General features: G+C 71.2%; 3 protein-coding genes. All 3 read left to right on the top strand.

Annotated features, from left to right (window positions below; all coding sequences use genetic code 11):
* On the top strand, positions 1-270 hold a 270-nt coding region (locus tag ACTJJP_RS17355), incomplete at its 5' end, for an Asp23/Gls24 family envelope stress response protein (protein ID WP_440776236.1).
* Positions 267-455 carry a DUF2273 domain-containing protein gene (locus tag ACTJJP_RS17360; protein WP_440776237.1) on the top strand — a complete coding sequence of 63 codons (189 nt, stop codon included), beginning with the start codon at positions 267-269 and terminating at the stop codon, positions 453-455. The genes ACTJJP_RS17355 and ACTJJP_RS17360, both read left to right, overlap by 4 nt.
* Positions 452-840: hypothetical protein (locus ACTJJP_RS17365; RefSeq protein WP_440776238.1), on the top strand; the 389-nt coding region annotated here is incomplete at its 3' end. The genes ACTJJP_RS17360 and ACTJJP_RS17365, both read left to right, overlap by 4 nt.

Raw genomic sequence — 840 nt, forward strand, 5'->3', positions numbered from 1 at the left:
CTCGGTGCCATCCGTGACGCGATCAACGCCACCGACCTGACGCAGGGCGTCAAGGTCGAGGTCGGCGAGACCCAGGCCGCGGTCGACGTCACGATCGTCGTCGAGTACGGCGCGCAGATCCAGGAGGTCGCGGACCAGGTGCGCTCGCGCGTGGCCGGTGCCATCAGCCACCTCGTCGGTCTCGAGGTCGTCGAGGTCAACGTCGACGTGAACGACGTGCACATCCCGGGCGACGACGACAACGACGACGACGAGAAGCGCGTCCGTTGACCCCCGTCACCACCGGCGCCCTCTTCGGGCTCATCCTCGCGCTGAGCGCCCTGATCTTCGGCTTCGGAGGATTCGTCCTCGTGGCCCTGTTCATGGCGATCGGTGCGGTCGTCGCCCGCGTCGCCTCGGGTGAGATCGACTTCCGCAACATCGTCAACGCCTTCACGGGTCGGAGTACCTCGTGACCACCGTCACCCCCGTCCGGCCCGGCGACCGCACCGCGGTTGCCGGGCCCGGGCTGCCCTCGGGCCGGGTCGAGGTCGCCGACCGCGTCCTCGAGAAGACCGCGCAGCGCGCGGCGGCGGACGTGATCGGGGTGGATGCCAAGAACGTCCACGTCGAGATCGTCTCGGCCCGCGACACCGCCGCCGTGCGCGTGACGTCGCCGTTCCCGGTGCCGCGCCTCGACGACACCGCGGCCGTGCAGGCCGCCACCCCCGTGCTCGAGGCGGCCGCCGCCGCCCAGAGCGAACTGCGCACGCGCCTGTCGCGGCTGTTCGGCCGTGAGATCTCGCGTGTGGATCTGACCATCTCGGGCGCCACCGCCCCCCAGCGAAAGCGAGTGCTGTG

Source organism: Microbacterium sp. 22296 (assembly GCF_052045385.1).
Taxonomy (GTDB): domain Bacteria; phylum Actinomycetota; class Actinomycetes; order Actinomycetales; family Microbacteriaceae; genus Microbacterium.